14 protein-coding genes are annotated in these 15,014 nt (G+C 70.8%); 8 read left to right on the top strand and 6 right to left on the bottom strand.

Annotation, left to right across the window (positions count from 1 at the left end; genetic code table 11):
• Positions 1 to 2: 2 nt before the first annotated feature.
• Positions 3 to 890 carry a LysR family transcriptional regulator gene (locus EBN03_RS25170; RefSeq protein ID WP_122190589.1) on the top strand — a complete coding sequence of 296 codons (888 nt, stop codon included), beginning with the start codon at positions 3 to 5 and terminating at the stop codon, positions 888 to 890.
• 64 nt (positions 891 to 954) lie between these two features.
• Positions 955 to 1,302, top strand: a complete 348-nt coding sequence (locus EBN03_RS25165; RefSeq protein WP_122190588.1) for a DoxX family protein — start codon at positions 955 to 957, stop codon at positions 1,300 to 1,302.
• Positions 1,303 to 1,307: 5 nt separating this feature from the next.
• Here the strand turns inward: EBN03_RS25165 and EBN03_RS25160 are convergent, their stop codons facing one another.
• The 5 genes from EBN03_RS25160 to EBN03_RS25140 all read right to left on the bottom strand — a co-directional run bounded on the left by EBN03_RS25160 (position 1,308) and on the right by EBN03_RS25140 (position 6,545).
• The gene (locus tag EBN03_RS25160) at positions 1,308 to 1,865 is read right to left on the bottom strand and encodes a C40 family peptidase (protein ID WP_122190587.1); all 558 of its coding nucleotides are present in this window, start codon (positions 1,863 to 1,865) and stop codon (positions 1,308 to 1,310) included.
• A gap of 205 nt (positions 1,866 to 2,070) precedes the next feature.
• Positions 2,071 to 2,739 carry an FHA domain-containing protein gene (locus EBN03_RS25155; protein ID WP_122190586.1) on the bottom strand — a complete coding sequence of 223 codons (669 nt, stop codon included), beginning with the start codon at positions 2,737 to 2,739 and terminating at the stop codon, positions 2,071 to 2,073.
• Between the two features lie 3 nt (positions 2,740 to 2,742).
• Positions 2,743 to 4,020, bottom strand: a complete 1,278-nt coding sequence (locus EBN03_RS25150; protein ID WP_233608623.1) for a vWA domain-containing protein — start codon at positions 4,018 to 4,020, stop codon at positions 2,743 to 2,745.
• Between the two features lie 10 nt (positions 4,021 to 4,030).
• A complete protein-coding gene (locus tag EBN03_RS25145; RefSeq protein ID WP_233608622.1) occupies positions 4,031 to 5,077 on the bottom strand; it encodes a PP2C family protein-serine/threonine phosphatase in 1,047 nt (348 codons plus the stop codon).
• Positions 5,078 to 5,249: 172 nt separating this feature from the next.
• The gene (locus tag EBN03_RS25140; RefSeq protein ID WP_122190642.1) at positions 5,250 to 6,545 is read right to left on the bottom strand and encodes a hypothetical protein; all 1,296 of its coding nucleotides are present in this window, start codon (positions 6,543 to 6,545) and stop codon (positions 5,250 to 5,252) included.
• Positions 6,546 to 6,812: 267 nt separating this feature from the next.
• Between EBN03_RS25140 and EBN03_RS25135 the strand changes: the two genes are divergently transcribed.
• The 6 genes from EBN03_RS25135 to EBN03_RS25110 all read left to right on the top strand — a co-directional run bounded on the left by EBN03_RS25135 (position 6,813) and on the right by EBN03_RS25110 (position 13,626).
• Positions 6,813 to 8,174, top strand: a complete 1,362-nt coding sequence (locus EBN03_RS25135) for a WS/DGAT/MGAT family O-acyltransferase (RefSeq protein ID WP_122190585.1) — start codon at positions 6,813 to 6,815, stop codon at positions 8,172 to 8,174.
• A gap of 11 nt (positions 8,175 to 8,185) precedes the next feature.
• Positions 8,186 to 8,968 (top strand): RluA family pseudouridine synthase, encoded by a 783-nt coding sequence (locus EBN03_RS25130; protein WP_233608621.1) that lies wholly within the window; start codon positions 8,186 to 8,188, stop codon positions 8,966 to 8,968.
• Positions 8,969 to 9,048: 80 nt separating this feature from the next.
• Complete coding sequence (locus EBN03_RS25125) at positions 9,049 to 9,882, top strand: metallophosphoesterase (RefSeq protein WP_233608620.1); 834 nt, start codon at positions 9,049 to 9,051, stop codon at positions 9,880 to 9,882.
• Between the two features lie 48 nt (positions 9,883 to 9,930).
• The gene (locus tag EBN03_RS25120) at positions 9,931 to 11,970 is read left to right on the top strand and encodes an ABC transporter ATP-binding protein (protein WP_233608619.1); all 2,040 of its coding nucleotides are present in this window, start codon (positions 9,931 to 9,933) and stop codon (positions 11,968 to 11,970) included.
• On the top strand, positions 11,967 to 12,716 hold the full coding sequence (locus EBN03_RS25115; protein ID WP_122190584.1) for an energy-coupling factor transporter transmembrane component T family protein: 750 nt from the start codon (positions 11,967 to 11,969) through the stop codon (positions 12,714 to 12,716). The genes EBN03_RS25120 and EBN03_RS25115 overlap by 4 nt, the downstream gene beginning before the upstream one ends.
• A gap of 184 nt (positions 12,717 to 12,900) precedes the next feature.
• Positions 12,901 to 13,626, top strand: a complete 726-nt coding sequence (locus EBN03_RS25110; protein ID WP_122190638.1) for an ammonium transporter — start codon at positions 12,901 to 12,903, stop codon at positions 13,624 to 13,626.
• A 134-nt stretch (positions 13,627 to 13,760) separates the two neighbouring features.
• On the opposite strand, the gene EBN03_RS25105 is transcribed toward EBN03_RS25110, so the two are convergent.
• Positions 13,761 to 15,008, bottom strand: coding sequence for a lipase family protein (locus EBN03_RS25105; protein WP_122190583.1), 1,248 nt, complete (start codon positions 15,006 to 15,008; stop codon positions 13,761 to 13,763).
• Positions 15,009 to 15,014 lie beyond the last annotated feature (6 nt).

Genomic DNA, 15,014 nt, shown 5'->3' with positions numbered 1-15,014 from the left:
ACGTGGAGATCCGACAGATCGAATGCTTCCTCGCCTGCTGCGATCAGCGCTCGTTCACCGCGGCCGCTCGGGCCCTCAACCTGGTGCAATCCGCGGTCTCGACCAGTGTCGCCAAGCTCGAACGCGAACTCGGCACCCGGCTGTTCGACCGCACCCCGCGTGCCCTGGAACTCACCGAGGCCGGGCAGGCGATGGTCCAACCGGCTCGCGCCCTGCTGCGCGCCCGCGCCGGAATCCTCGACGCGGTGGACACCACCCGCCTGCAGGTCCGCGGCGAGGTGGTGGTCGGCAGCCTGATGAACGTCCGCAACCTCGACATGGCCACCGTGATCGCCGAGCTGCATCGCCGCCATCCCGGCGTCACCGTCCAGATGCGGCAGAGCACGATCGGCATGACCGGCAATATCGCCGGCGTGCGCGACGGCAGCCTGGACGTGGCGCTGCTCGCCGGCACCGGCGAGAGCTGGCCCGGCCTGTGCGTGCACCGGATCCTGACCGACGAACTGGTGCTGTGCACCGCGCCCGGCCACCCGCTGGCGGACCGCCCGTTCCGGCCCGACGATCTCGACGGCGAACGGTTCGTCGACTTCCCGCCGGGCTGGGGGCTGCGCAGTCTCGCCGACGCGCGGTTTCCGGGGCGCCGCCCGGTCATCGAGGTGCCCGATCAGTTGTTCGCGCTTCAGTTGGCCGCCAAGGACTTCGGGGTCACCCTGCTCGAGCGTTCGGTGGCCGGGCACGCGCCCGAGCCGATCGCCGTCGTGGCCGCCGAACAGCCGCTGATCTGGCACCTGAGCGTCGGACACGACCCGCAGCGCACCCTGTCGAACGCGGCGCGCGCGTTCGTCGCCACCATCACCGGATCCCGCGGGCCGCTGGCGTGCGGCTCCTGATGTCACACATTTCCGCGGTACTTCGTCCACTCGGTAGACAGCTACGCACTACCGAGGAGTTCCGATGCACATCGCATATATCGTCCTGGCCGTGGTCACCGCCCTCTGGGTCGGATTCTCGGCTTTCTCGTTGTTGACGCAGAAGCCGTTCGTGGTCGAGCCGCTCGTCCAGTACGGCGTGCCCCGGTCGTGGTGGGCGAAACTCGGCTTCCTGAAGGCGGCCGGCGCGCTCGGAATGGTCGTGGGAATCGCCCTGCCGCCGATCGGCATCGCCGCGGCGATCGGAATCATCCTGTATTTCCTGGGCGCGGTGGTGACCATTGTCCGAGCCGGCGCGTGGGGTCATGTGGCGTTTCCCGTGCTCTACCTCGCGCCGGCCGCCGTCGCTCTGGTGTTGCAACTGAATTCGTGAGCGGGTCAGTATCGGCGGGCGCCGGCGAAGGGCATTTCCGAGATGTCGGAGACCTCGACACCGCGTCCGCCGGTCGACGCGTGCACGACCTGATGATTGCCGTCGTAGAGACCCGAGTGACCGCCGCCGTAGAACGAGACCAGGTCACCGGGCTCGAGTTCGTCCAGGCTCACCGGGGTTCCGACGGCGAGCTGCTCGTAGCTGGTGCGCGGCAGGTCCACCCCGGCCTGCCGGTACGCCCACTGCACGAGCCCGGAACAATCGAAGTAATCCGGTCCGTTGCCACCGCCGGAATATCCGGAACCGATCTTCGATCGTGCGGCTTCGATGGCGATCTCCGCGGCCGGTTTGTCGGCGTCCGGTGGCGGCGCCACCTGGTTCTGCGGAGCGAGGAAGTCGGGGATGTCGAATACCCCGATACCCGGTATCACGATGGTTTGCGCATCCACCTGTGTGGCGGTGATCGGCGTAATTCCTAGCAGTACGAGTGCGATGATCGGCGCTCTTCGCCTGCGGCGGGGCGCCGAGCGGCGTTTTCGATACTCTCCACCATTGTTCGACATGCCTCCGGTCCTTCCCGAGCTAATCGAATGAACTCCGACAATCTCGAAAACATCACGGCGCCTTGTGCGAGCCACAGTCTGGCACGAATTCGATTGTCGGGTAACAGACCGATCGGCCCGTAATTCCCGAAATGCACCGCCTACCAGGGGGAAAGCAGGTCAGCCGGTCGGCGTGTCGAACCGGCGTGTCGGTGTGATCGGCCGGTCAGCCCAGCTCGGTCGTGAGGGTGATGGTGGTCCACCCGCCGACGTGGATCCGGTCCCCGCTGCGCAGCGGAACCGGTGTCTGCGCGGGAATGAGATCGTCACTGCCGTTGATGCTGGTGCCGTTGGTCGAACCGAGATCGGTGACGCTGGCCTCGATTCCCTCGATGTGCAGCCGCGCGTGCACCCGGGACACACCGATATCGACCGGGGCGAGCCCGAGGTCGATCTCCGGCCGCACACCCTGCGACACACTCCGCTTGCCGATCAGGAAATCCTTGCCGTGCAAGGCGATCCGCCGCTCCTGATAGAAGACCGGGAACTCGACCCGTTCCGCGTCGGGGCCCTTGCGGGCCACCGTGCGATCGAACAGCTGGCGGTCCGCCCACACCGTGGCCACCCAGATCTGCTGCGGCACGACCGGTTCCGGCGCCACGACCGGCTCCGGGAACTGCGCCGACTGGGTCCCCGGCGGCGCGGGAGCCACCATCGTCGGCGCCACACCCAGCCGGATATCGCAACCGCAAGCCTCGCAGAACCTTCCGGTGACCGGGGCACCACAGTTCGGGCACGCCTCGTGCACCGGGGCCGGGGCGGCGCCCATCAATTCGCCGCACACCGAGCAGTAGTCGGCCGCGGTCGAGTCGTGGCCCTCGGGGCAGATGGCCATGGGTCAGTTCTCCTTCCGCACCCGCGCGGTCTTGGTCGAGCGGGCATCCAGCGCCATCTCGTCGAAATCGTCGACCTGACGGCGCAGCTTGACCGTACCGTCCCGCTCGTCCACCTCCACAACCGTGCGCAGCAGCTTCGCGGTGCCGTCGTTGCCGGACTCCGCCGCCAGCTCCACCGCGCGCTTCAATTTCGCGGTGGCGGTGTCGAGATCACCGTCCTTGCGCGCGGCCAGACCCTCCTGCACCGCCTGCGCCAGCTCCGCCTGCCCGGTGTAGTGCGCCACCCGGGCGTTGATCCGGGTGGACAGTTCGGTGTCGGCGGTCCACAGCGCCTTCACCAAGCCCTGGCCGATCACCTCGTCGCCGGCCAGCACACTGACCCGGGCCGCGAGCTTCTCGCGCCCCACCGCGGCCGGCTCGACCCGCACCTGGATGTGATAGTCGCGTTCCTCCACACCCCAGTTGCCCAGCGGGTAATCCCCCACCTGCGCAGCGGAGTCGGTGCGGCTCAGCTCCTCGATGGTGGGCGCGACCTGCTTGACGAACCGCACGGTCGCGCCGGCCGGGGTCCAAACCCGCAGCGTCAGATCCGGGACGATCTTGGCCATCGAGGACTGCATCATGGCGCGGAAGTCCGCGACCAATCCGGCGCCGTCGGGCACCACGTCCATCGTGCCGTTGAGACCCGAAGCGATGGTGCGCAATTCGTCGACCACCGGCCCGGTCCCGACCCCGCGGCAGTCGCAGGTGAAGCGCCCGCGCGAGGCCCCGATCTCGGCCATCAACTGCGCGGGCTGCTCGTGTTCGTTCTTGCCGTCGGTGAGCAGGATCGCGTGCGACATGGCTTGCGGGTACCGGGCGGCCAGCGTGCGGGCCATGCCGAGCCAGGTCCCCATGGCGGTGCCACCGTAGGGGCGCAGGGTGTCCAGCGCGCGGCGGGCCTCGGCGCGGGTCCGCGGGTCGGCCCGCACGAGTTCGCCGCGCGGATACACCACGTGTGCCTCGTGGGTGCCGGCGACGATGGCGAACAGGGTGCCGTCGGGCAGTTCGTCGAGTGCCGCCTCGGTGGCGCGCCGCGCGCCCAGGAACCGGTCGCCCGCGGCCATCGACCCCGAGCAGTCGATGATGATGATCTCCAGCCGCTCCTGGACGGGCGCGGCCGCCGCGAAGCGGTGGTCGGCGGCGACGGTCACCACGGCGTCGACCGTGTCGGCTCCGTCGGCCAGGTACTGATTGTTGTCGATCGCTACCGAAATGCCTTGTACTGCCTCGGAACTCAACGCAAAACTCCTACTGCTGAACGCTCGCCCGGCTGGGCACGATCGGAACCAGCGCGACCGTGATGTTGTCGCTGCCGCCGCTCTGCACAGCGAAGTCGACGAGGTCGTGGGCGGCCGTCTCCGCGGGCCGGGCCAGGGCCAGCTCGGCCAGCCGGACCGGGTCGGACAGGTAGTTCCACAGCCCGTCGCTGCACAGCAGCAGCGCGCCGGGACCGCGCACCTCGACGGTGACCGGACGCGTGTCACCGGGCCGGCGATCGGAATCGGCGCCCAGCCAGCGGTACAGCGCGTGCGCCCGCGGGTCGCGCATCGCGGCTTCCTCGTCCATGACGCCGCTGTCCACCAGCGCCTGCGCCCACGAGTCGTCGACGGTCAGCCGCTGCGCGGGGACGTCGTCGCGGGTACCGGCGGACAGCCAATAGGCCCGGCTGTCACCGACATTGATCACGGTGACCTCGTGGGTGTCGTTCGCCGTGGGCCGCACCACCGCGGCCACGTAGGTACACGACGGCGCGTGCCCGGAGGTCGCGACGTCGCGCACCGCGATCGCGGCCGCCTCCAGCCCGGCCACCGCGGCCTCCGGCGACGGCCGGTCCGCGGCCAGCGCCGCCACGCACTCGTCCACGCCGGTGCGGGCCGCGGCCGCGGAGGCCGCCTGCGGGTTCTCCGAGGTCGAGACGCCGTCGCAGACCGCGATCACCACCACCGAACCGGTCGGGTCGTCGAGGACGGCCGCGGCGACCGAATCCTCGTTGCGCGCGTGAGCGATTCCACGGTCGGTGACCAGCTGCACCGCACCGAGATCGGCGGCGCTGCGGTCGGCCGGCCGCCGCCACTCGCCACACGCCACGCAGTAGCCGTCGGCATCGAATTCGGTTGCCGCACAGGACTCGCACACGCTGCCCGCCGGTATCCCGAAGTCGGGCAACAGCGCCCGGCGAATCGCCAGCTCATGACCGCAGGCCTCGCAGAAGCGATCGGTCAGCCGAAACTGCGCCCCGCATCCGGGGCAATGTAACCCGGTCACCGCATCCACGATGCCACCTCGCTCTGCCACAACGGCACCACCCCTCCGCTCGTTACGCCCGCGTCCGCCGGTCCCCGAAGCCGACCGGCCCCGACGTCGAGGCCCGTGCGCCGAAGCGTACGCGCTCGGGGCCTACGCCGGGCCAACAGTATGCTCCGGTCCTGGCAGCCCTCGATCGCGCCGGGCTCGTGATCCACGCCGTTCACGCGCCACGTCCTGCGGCCCTGGCGACCGCCTGCTGATAGTCCAGGATCGCCCGGGTGGCGGCCGCGAGGTCACACGGCCGGTGCGCCAGCAGGTCCCGGGCGACCCGGCTCGACGCCAGGACATCCGGATCCTCGCCGACCCCGATCCTGGCCGATTTGGCCTCGTAGGCGGCCAGCCGGCCGCGCAGTTCGGCCCGCCGGTCCAGCAGGCCCTGGGCCAGGTCCAGATCGCCGCCGAGCATCGCGGCCGCGGCCGCGATCCGGCGGCGCAGCGCCAGCAGGGCCGTGGCGTCGCGGACGGGTGCGCTGGGCCGGACCGGCGCCCCGGGACCGGCCGGCGGTGCGGGGATGTCGGCAACGGAGAAGGTGTGCACGACAGTCGGATCCGTGCGCCCGATCCCGGATTGTGGCGGCGCGCCGGAACTTCCGAGTGCGAGCGCACTCAGTTCGGCGGCGAGGCCCGGGGTCTCGTCCACGCGCACGGGCAGCGGCACGGTGTGGATCTTGGTCTCGGCTTCCACCCGCAGCTCGGCGGCGCGTTCCCGGAGTCGGCCGAGTTCGTCCAGCGCGGAACGGGTTTCGGCGATCGCGGCGGGCCAGTCGGAAGCCAGGGCCAGCGCCTCGGCCAGGGCATCGGCCTCCCGGGTGACCCGGGCGCGCAGCGCGGCGATCCGGGTGTCGATCTCGGGCAGGGTCAGCGACAGCGGGTCGGTGGCCGAAAGACCCAGCAGGTCCGCGACATCGGCGAGGATGCCCGCCGCCCGCTCCGACGAGCCGGCCAGCCGGTCCAGTTGCGCCTGAACCGGACTCAGCCCGGACAGGACCCGGGAATTGATCGCGTCGACCTCGTCGAGGAATTCGGCGAGCCGCGGATAGGCGGCGCGCATGCGGTCCAGGGTGTCGGCCAGGCCGACGTAGCGGACCTTCTCGGCCGGGCCGGTCAGCGACCGCTGGCTCATCGGAATCGGGTCCCGGGCCACCTCGAAGGCCCGGTCCCGCAACAATCCGGTGACCTCGGCCCGTTCGGCATCGCTGAGCCGGTGTTTGCCCGCCCGGATCGCGCGCGCCCGATCCAGAATGGTCCGCACCCGCCCGAAGTCCTCCCAGAGACCTTCCAGCGCCGAGCGCATCGGCTCCCAGCGGGTGGCGGTCACGCCGGCGGGCGGATAGCCGCGCAGCAGCACCAGACCGGGATGCTCGTCCAGCTCCAGCAGGGTGGCGCTGATCTTGTCGAGTTCCCGGCCACGTTGCGCCAGTTCGGCATCGATCTCGGCGAGTGTGAGCAGTTCCATCGTCACCTCGCCCCCACCTTGGTCCTGTCGACGCGATCGTACGGGAGCACAAGGCCGTTCGCCCACGGCAATATCGACCGCGCGCGATCCCGCCGCGGCACCGGATCGAGACCGTCCGGGCCCGATGCGATCCGACAATCGCGGCGGGTCGCGGTGGGAACTTCCGTTCGGCACCGATATCTGTCGGTAGGCTCCGCACACGGCGCCCGTACGCAGCACGGATACGTCCGGCCCGGTGGCTCGCAGACCGATCCGAGGGAGAAACCCATGGAACTGCTCGACCCGCTCGACGCCATCTTCCTCGCGCTCGAATCCCGCGAACACCCGATGCATGTGGGCGGGCTGTATCTCTTCGAAACACCGTGCGACACCGACGAATTCGTCCAGGAGCTATACAGCGGATACCTCGCGGCCACCGACGTGCGCAGCCGTTTCCGCCGCCGCCTGCACCGGGAGTGGGGCGGATTCTCGCTGCGCGCCTGGTCCCACGCCGACGAGGTCGACCTCGGCTACCACGTGCGGCGCAGTGGGCTGCCCGCGCCCGGCGGCACCGCCGAACTGCTCGACCTGGTCGCGCGGCTGCACGGCCAGTTGCTCGACCGCCACCGGCCGCTGTGGGAGACCCGGCTGATCGAGGGGCTCGGCGGGAAACGCTTCGCGATGTACTCCAAGATCCATCACGCCCTCTTCGACGGCGTGACCGGCCAGCAACTGGCCACCCGCAGCTTCACCACCGATCCGCTCGATTCGGGCCTGTATCCGGCCTGGACGCTCGGCGCCCCGCAGCGCGGCGACGACACCCCGCACCGGTCGGCACGGGTCGGTCTGCGCGGCCTGCCCCGGCTGGCGGCGAGCGTGCCGAACGAACTGAACAAGGGCCTGTCGGTCCTGCGGGCGGTCACCGACGGCCGCCTGACGCTCCCGATGACCGCGCCGCGCACGGTCTTCAACGTGCCGATCGGCGGCGCCCGTGAGATCGCGATCGGCTCGCTGTCGCTGGACCGCATCGACGCCGTCCGCCGGGCCACCGGCACCACCGTCAACGACATCGTGCTGGCCATCTCCGCCGGTGCGCTGCGCACCTATCTGCTCGAACGGCAGGCGCTGCCCAACCGGCCGCTGGTCGCCATGGTCCCGATGAACATGCGCACCCCCGCCGAAGCCGAGACCGAGGGCAACCTGGTCGCGGCGCTGCTGGCGAACCTGGCCACCGACGTGGCCGACCCGGTGCGGCGGCTGAGCGCGATCAGCGCGTCCATGCAGTCCGGCAAGCAGGTGTTCGGCGGGCTGTCACGGCGGCAGGCGCAGGCGCTGTCGCTGTTGCTGCTGGCCCCGGCGGGCCTGGACCTGGTGCCCGGGCTGCCGCACGGCCCGCGAGTCCCGTTCAACGTCACCATCTCCAACGTCCCCGGGCACCGCAAGGCGCGGTATCTGCGGGGCGCCCGGCTCGAGCACTGGTATCCGCTGTCCATCCCGTTCGACGGGCAGGGCGTCAACATCACCGTCGCCGGCAACGGCGACAGCATCGATATCGGGGTGGTGGGCTGTCGGCGGGCCGCACCGAACCTGGCCCGGCTGGTGATGGCCATGGACGACAGCCTGACCGACCTGGAGTTCGCCACCCGGTAACCTTCCCGGGAGTGAACGTGGAGCAGCCGGCGCCGGCCGGTGCGGTGGACTGGACCGAACTGCGGGCGAGCTGCCTGGTCGACGAGGACGCGGCGGTGCTGGCGCTGAACAAGCCCGCCGGTATCTCGGTCACCGGGGAACGGCACGACACCGATCTGGTGGAGCTGGCCGCCGCGGCGGGTGAGCGGCTGTATCCGGTGCACCGGATCGACAAGGCCACCTCGGGGCTGGTGTTACTGGCGAAGGATCTGACCGCGCACGGCACGCTGACCCGCCAGTTCGCCAAGCGGACCGCCACCAAGACCTATCTCGCGATCACCACCGCCACCGGCCTGCCCGACCGCGGCACGATCGAGCTGCCGCTGAGCGTCGGGCGTAAGAACCGGGTGCGGATCGCCGCGCCGCGTGAGCGCATCACCCGCACCGGCGACACCTGGTCGGTGGCCGAGGCCGACATCCTGGCCGGTAAGAACTATCCGTCCCGCACCGAGTTCGAGGTGCTGCTGCACGGCGACGCGGGCACGGTCCTGGCGGTGCGGCCGATCACCGGACGCCGGCATCAGATCCGGGTGCATCTGGCCTGGATCGGCTTCCCGATCGCCGGTGATCCGCTGTTCGACCGGTCGGGCGCGTTCCCGCGCACCCATCTGCATTCGTGGCGGCTGGGTCTGGACGCCCCCTGGCGGTCGCGGGAGCGGCTGGACCTGGAAGCCACCCCGGGCGCGGACTTCTGGGCCCTCGCCGGCACCCCGGTGACCGCCGACCCGGAGGCGCTACTGGCCGCCTTCAGCTGATAGCGGACGGCTATTTGACGTGGCGAGAGTCACGGCCTGGCCGCCGGAACGGGTCGCCCGTTCTAACCTGGAAGGAGCCCGTGACGGGCATACTCGGGCGCGACGACGCGGGGAACGAGAAGGCGGGCAGCTGCATGATTTTGATCGCCCAGCTGAGCGATGTGCATTTCGATACGCACGATCGCAACGCTGAACGCACCGAGCGGGTGCTGGCGTACCTGCTGCAACTGCCGCACCGGCCCGACGCGGTCCTGGTCACCGGCGATATCGCCGATCGTGGCCGCCCGGCGGAATATGCCCAGGCCCGAGCCACTTTCGACGGCCCGCTACCGCTGTGGTTCCTGCCCGGCAACCACGACGACCGCGGGCACCTGCGAGCCGCGCTGCTGGATCAGCCGCCGACGGGCACCCCGATCAACCAGGCCGTCGAACTGCCCGGCGTGACCGTCGCGCTGCTGGATTCGACCATTCCCGGCGACTCCGCGGGCCTGCTGGCCGACGAGACCTTCGACTGGCTGGAGAACCTGCTGGCCGCCACCCCCGCGGAGAACCGGGTGGTGCTCGCCATGCACCATCCGCCGATGCCGATGTACCACAATGTCTGCGACGGGATCCGGCTCGCCAATCCGGACCGGCTGGAACGGATCATCGAGCGCGACCCCCGGATCCTGGCCACCCTCACCGGTCACCTGCATTCGGCCGCGACCACCCTCTTCGGCGGCCGGCCGTTCACCGTCGCGCCCAGTGTGGCCTCGCAGATCGGCAACAGCTGGGACGGCGACGACCCGCTGGACTTCCCGATCGACTACGCCCCCGACCCGTCGGTGCTGTTGCACATCGTGGACGGCTCCCGGTTCACCAGCGTCATGCACACCGTGGCGATGGGTGGCCGGATCCCGGCCCTGCCGAACTAGCCCCGGCGGTTATCGGCCGCGATCGGCAACTGCTGGCAGACTTGTGCCGTGACAGTTCGACCAGCGCCCGCTCACGGACTCCACCCGATCGAGCTGGCGACCGGCGCGGTACTGGCCGGCGTCACCGTCGCGCTGGTGACGCTGGGCACGATGCTCCCGCTCGCGGCGGCCCTGAATCTGGTGGCCGCGGTCCCGCTCGGGTTGCTGGCGATGCGTTTCCGGGCGCGGGCCGTGGCCGCGGCCACGGTGGCGTCCTTCCTGGTCACCTTCGTGGCGGCCGGTCTGCTGCCCGCCTTCGCGATCCTGACCGCGGCCACTGTGGGCGGGATCGTGGGCCAGGTGAAGCGGCGGCGCGGCGGCCTGTTCGCCGTGTTCGGCCTGTCCTGGCTGGCCGGGCTGGTCTGGGCGGCGTTCTCGGTCGGGATCCTGGCCGTGTCCGGGACGACGCGCGCGCTGCTGTTCGACAACGTCCGCAATACCGCGCGCAGTACGGCCCGGATCCTGGGCCGGCAACCGCAGCTCACCACCGTCGGCGACGATCTGGTCCGGCTCACCGACTGGACCCTGCACTGGTGGTGGGCGTTCCTGAGCCTGTCGGTGGCGGCCGGGGTGGTCGGGACCGCACTGGTCTCCTGGTATGCCCTCGGGTCGGTGCTGGACCGGCTGGCCTGGGTGCCGGGGCACGACCCGCTCGACGCCGCCCGCGACGACCGGCCGGCCGGGCCGCTGCCGGTCCGGTTGCGGGACGTGTCCTTCCGCTATCCGGACGCGCGCACCGATGCCCTGACCGGTCTCGACCTGACCGTGCGGGCCGGGGAGTTCGTGGCGATCGTGGGGCACAACGGTTCCGGTAAGTCGACGTTGACCCGGCTGCTCGCCGGACTGCCGCCCACCACCGGCAGTGTGGAACGACCGGGTTCGGCGGGTCTGGGCCGGCTCGGCGGGACCGCGCTGGTGTTGCAGCGCCCCGAGTCGCAGACCCTGGGTGTACGCACGGCCGACGACGTGGTGTGGGGACTGCCGCCCGAACTGGCGGCGCGGGTGGACGTGCCCGGTCTGCTGGCGGAGGTGGGGCTGGCCGGGCTGGACTCGGTGGAGACCGCGACCCTGTCCGGCGGGCAGCAGCAGCGGCTCGCGGTGGCCGCGGCGCTGGCCCGGCGGCCCGCCCTGCTGATCGCCGACGAGGCCACCGCCATGATCGATCCCGCCGGCCGCCGCGAACTGGTGGCGTTGCTGGCCGGGCTGCCGCGCCGCTATCCGATGGCCGTCGTGCTGGTCACCCATCACGAGGACGATGCGGCGGCCGCCGACCGGGTGGTGCATCTGGACGGCGGCCGCGTGGTCGACCGGCTACCGGAGTGGCCCGGCCCGGTGCCGCGCCGCCGCCCGGCGCCCAGCGGCGCGGATATTTTGCGGCTACGCGCTGTCCGGCACACCTATAACCGCGGAACCCCTTGGGCCGCACCGGCATTGCACGGCATCGACCTGACCGTCCGGCGCGGCGAGGCACTGCTGGTGGTCGGCGGCAACGGTTCGGGCAAGTCGACGCTGGCCTGGATCATGGCCGGGCTGACCGTCCCCACCGGCGGCAGTTGCGAACTGCTGGACGGAGCTCGGGCCCACCCGGTGCACAAGAAGGTGGGCCAGGTGGCGCTGGCGTTCCAGCATTCGCGACTGCAACTGCAGCGCGAGACCGTGGCGGCCGAACTCGAGGACTGGGGTGGCCCGGGTACCGGTTCGGGCGCGGTCGGCCGGGCGCTGGACGCGGTCGGCCTGGACCGGACGATGGCCACCCGCTCGATCGAATCACTGTCCGGCGGTCAGGCGAAACGGGTGGTGCTGGCCGCGATCGTGGTGGCCCGCCGGACGGTGGTGATCCTGGACGAGCCGCTCGCCGGACTGGATCCGCGCGGCCGGGCGGAGGCAGTGGAACTGCTTGCCGGACTGCGGGATCGGGGGCTGACCCTGATCGTCATCTCACACGACGTGGCCGATCTCGCGGCGATCTGCGACCGCACCATCCATTTGGCGGCGGGCCGGATCACCGAGGCCGCCCACGCGGTACCGGCGCGGGAGGGCACGGCATGAATCTGGTTCTGTTCCGCGAGGTCCCGGTCGACAGTCCGGTGCACCGGCTGTGGGCCGGCACCAAGATCCTCGGCGTGGCCGCGATCAGTGTGGTGCTCATGTACCTGCCGAGCTGGCCGGTGCTCGCCGCGATGACCACGTTCCTGATCGGCGTGGGTGTCGCGGCCCGGCTGCCGCTGGGCACGCTGCCGCGGCTGCCGTGGTGGTTCTGGGCCATGATCCTCGCCGCCGGCGCGCTGAATATCGCGGGCGGGCCGACGGCGGTGGTGCGCTTCGCCCAGGTCACCGTGTACGGGCTGATTCTGCTCGCCGCCTCGTTCATGATCGCCTGGACCACGCCCATGGGCGAGATCGCGCCCGCGCTGGCCAAACTCGGTGCGCCCTTGCGCCGCTTGCGGATTCCGGTCGACGAGTGGGCGGTCGTGGTGGCTCTCACGCTGCGCGGCCTGCCGCTGCTGCTGGAGGAGATGCGCGTGCTGCGCGCCGCCCGCCGGCTGCGCCCCCGCGACCACCGCCACGTCGCGACCCGCCGCCCGGCCGACTCCCCGATGCTCGACATCCTCACCGCCACCATGGCGGTCTCCACCCGGCGGGCCGGCGAACTCGGCCAGGCGATCACCGCGCGCGGCGGTACCGGCGCGCTCACCGCGCACCCGGACAGCCCCGGCCGCGCGGATGTGGTCGCGCTGCTGATCGTCGCCGCGGTCTGCGGCGGATCCGTCGCGCTGAATTTGTTCCTGAGCTGAACGGACATTCGTCATCTATCCCCGAGTAGCGGTGATATTCACCGATATTCGGTCCATTTCGCCCGGAACCTCCACTCGACACCCATATTTGCGCACATGTAGCTTCAAGGAGTTCCGTTTCGCTGCACCACTTCGGGTCGGAGTGACCTGAAACCACAACTTTTGGTGAGGAATGGATTTGAAGATGAATCTTCGCTCGTTCTCCGCTGTCGCTGTGCCGATCGTTTCCACTCTGGCCTGTGTGAACGCCACGGCTGTGGCGAACCCGGCACCGGCCGCCGTCCCCGACGTGGTCTACAAGGCGACCCTGGACGGCGACACCATCCACGCCTCGCTGCGGGACGCCACCTTCGTGGTCGCCGCCGACGATCGCACCGTCGACGTCCGCGACGACGCCGGCCGGACGGTGATCACCATGCCGCTGTCGTTCGACCAGGACCACACCGAATACCCGATGTCGCACGTGGTCAGCGCGGACGGACACCAGCTCGACCTCACGGTCGTCAAGGACCCGGCCACCGCACGCCCGGCCCCGGTCTCCGACACGGCCGCCGATATCGCCTCCCCGGCCGAGGACCAGCTGGCGATGAACTCCTTCGCCAGCCAGTTCGGGATCGCCACGGCGGTCGGCGGATTCATCGGCACGGCACTCGGCGCCCTCATCGGGTTCGTCGCCGGACTCCCCACCGGCCTGGGCGCTATTGCCACAACGATCACCGGCGCCACCCTCGGCGGCATCGTCGGCACCATGGTGGTCGGCGGACCGACGCTGGTCGTGGCGGGCTACGACCTGATCAACAGCTTGCGGTCCCCGGCCGGCACCACCAAGTGGGCGAACAACGGGCAGCCGGTCATCTCCCCGATTCCGCCGGAGGACGCGCCCGCACAGTTCCCGATCCCGGCCAACTGACCCGACACTGTCACTGCCCCGGCCGAATTCGCGAGCCGGGCCGCGCGCGACAGCGAACGATCATCCCGCGGACTCTGTCGTTGCGGCAGTAGCAAGGAACCACGGCCGTGCGCCGGCCGAGGGCGCCGAAGTCCCTAGGTGACGTTGCAGCCGGTCGGTGCCGGAACTCCGGCGAACCGGTCGGCGAGGAACTTCATCGCTCCCCCCGCCTCGCCGATGGCCGCGCCGTTGTGCGACGGCCACGACGAGTGGACGGCGGTCAGCGCCACGCCTTGCGCGCAGTAGCGGTCGACCATGGCGGAGAAGCCGTCGACCGGGACGGTGTCGTCGGTGGTGCTGTGGTACAGGTAGGCCGGGACGTCGATCCGGATGTTGCCCAGCCTGTTCCGCTCGGCGGCCGCGAGGAACTGCGGACTGGTCAGCACCCCGGGCGCGGTGGCGTAGTCGTCGGCGTGCGCCCGCGGATGCGCGAGGACCAGGTCGGTGCCGCAGGCGCCGGCCGAATCGGCCTGCAGGGCCTGCCCCTTGGGATTGAGCAGCTCGGCCAGGCCCGTCTGCTGCTCCTGACGGATCATGGCCAGCAGGATCAGCAGCGACAACCCCGCCTGGCCGCCGCCGTCGACGTGCGCGGCCAACTCGGCGACATCGGCCGGCACCCCGCCCGCGGTGAGTCCGACCGGCACCACGTCGGGCGCGTAGCTTGCCCGCAGCTGAGCCGCCCACAGCGTGGCGAACGCGCCACCGGAGTAGCCCCACATGCCCAGTGGGCTGGCCGGCCCGATCCCGCTCGGCCCGAAGCTCCGCGCGGCCCGGATCCCGTCGAGGACCCCACGACCCTCGGTGAGCCCGTCCAGGAATCGCGACTGCGGACCCTCGTAGTCGCTGAGCACCAGCGACCAGCCGCGCAGCAGCGCGGTGCCGATGTAGGGCACGTCCGGCAGGGCGTTGGCCAGGGCGGCGCCGCCACCCCCGGACAGCGCGTAGGACGGGGCGCAGGCGGTCCCGAGACTGTCCTCGGGCATCTGATAGGCCAGCACCGGCCGGGCTCCCGGCCCGTTCCACTCCCCCTGCGGCACCAGCACGGTGGCCACGTCGGCGATCGCCTTTCCGGTCGAATCGGTTGTGCGATAACGGATCTGCCAGGCCGACACCGGTACCGGCAGCCCGAACAGCGAGATCGGCCGCGCACCCAGGAGGGTGCCGTTGCCGTAGGACGACACATCCGCGGGAACCGAATAGAAGGGGTCGGAATCGGGCGAGGGCTGGTCGGCCTGCACCGGCGCGACCGACAGCGGCACCGTCAAGGCGGCAACGGCCCCGACCAGAACCGATCGGCACAATCGCGTGAGAATTCGGGCAGCCCGGAATGTGATCGGTGCCATAGCACC

The organism is Nocardia stercoris, assembly GCF_003696265.1.
In the GTDB taxonomy this organism is placed as follows: Bacteria; Actinomycetota; Actinomycetes; order Mycobacteriales; family Mycobacteriaceae; genus Nocardia; species Nocardia stercoris.
Note: the sequence above shows the minus strand (reverse complement) of the source record. Positions and strands in the feature narration are given on the sequence as shown.

Bases quoted from the DNA above. Each gene is read 5' to 3' on its own strand.
- EBN03_RS25135 (WP_122190585.1), top strand. From the start codon at position 6,813: ATGGAACTGCTCGACCCGCTCGACGCCATCTTCCTCGCGCTCGAATCC.
- EBN03_RS25110 (WP_122190638.1), top strand. From the start codon at position 12,901: ATGAATCTTCGCTCGTTCTCCGCTGTCGCTGTGCCGATCGTTTCCACT.
- EBN03_RS25165 (WP_122190588.1), top strand. From the start codon at position 955: ATGCACATCGCATATATCGTCCTGGCCGTGGTCACCGCCCTCTGGGTC.
- EBN03_RS25105 (WP_122190583.1), bottom strand. From the start codon at position 15,008: ATGGCACCGATCACATTCCGGGCTGCCCGAATTCTCACGCGATTGTGC.
- EBN03_RS25160 (WP_122190587.1), bottom strand. From the start codon at position 1,865: ATGTCGAACAATGGTGGAGAGTATCGAAAACGCCGCTCGGCGCCCCGC.
- EBN03_RS25115 (WP_122190584.1), top strand. From the start codon at position 11,967: ATGAATCTGGTTCTGTTCCGCGAGGTCCCGGTCGACAGTCCGGTGCAC.
- EBN03_RS25140 (WP_122190642.1), bottom strand. From the start codon at position 6,545: ATGGAACTGCTCACACTCGCCGAGATCGATGCCGAACTGGCGCAACGT.
- EBN03_RS25155 (WP_122190586.1), bottom strand. From the start codon at position 2,739: ATGGCCATCTGCCCCGAGGGCCACGACTCGACCGCGGCCGACTACTGC.